The following is a 570-nucleotide window of genomic DNA, read 5'->3' on the forward strand; positions in this document are numbered from 1 at the left end:
TTTTACATTTACGACTTCACCTTCATTTAAATGTACATTTCCTGGGATATCTATTGTGTAATTACCGTCTTTATCCGTTGTACCTGTTGCTGTTGTGCCATCTGGGAACGTCAGAGTTACCGTTGAGCCTGGCTCTGAGGCACCTGTAATCACTTTATCTTCACTTGTTACAGGCTTAACAGTTGGTGCTGTCGGTGCCGTTGTATCTTTAACTGTTGTTGTCGTTTCTTCCGATTTGTTACCTTCAGCATCTGTTGCCGTTACAGGTAATGCTTCTCCTCCAACTAAGTCTACATTTGAAGGAATATTTATTGTATAATTGCCGTCTTTATCCGTTGTACCTGTTGCTGTTGTGCCATCTGGGAACGTCACAGTTACCGTTGAGCCTGGCTCTGAGGCACCTGTGATCACTTTATCTTCACTTGTTACCGGATTGACGGTTGGTGCTGTCGGTGCCGTTGTATCTTTAACCGTTGTTTGTACATCAGGTGAAGTATTTCCATCTTTGTCTGTCGCTTTTACATTTACGACTTCACCTTCATTTAAATGTACATTTCCTGGGATATCTAT

At 42.1% G+C, this 570-nt stretch carries 1 protein-coding gene; it reads right to left on the reverse strand.

Annotation, left to right across the window (positions count from 1 at the left end; genetic code table 11):
* Window positions 1-570 (reverse strand): Ig-like domain-containing protein (locus tag CD111_RS09555; RefSeq protein ID WP_240610502.1); only part of this gene is annotated, 570 nt, incomplete at both ends.

The sequence above is a fragment of the Mammaliicoccus stepanovicii genome, assembly GCF_002902525.1.
GTDB lineage: Bacteria > Bacillota > Bacilli > Staphylococcales > Staphylococcaceae > Mammaliicoccus > Mammaliicoccus stepanovicii.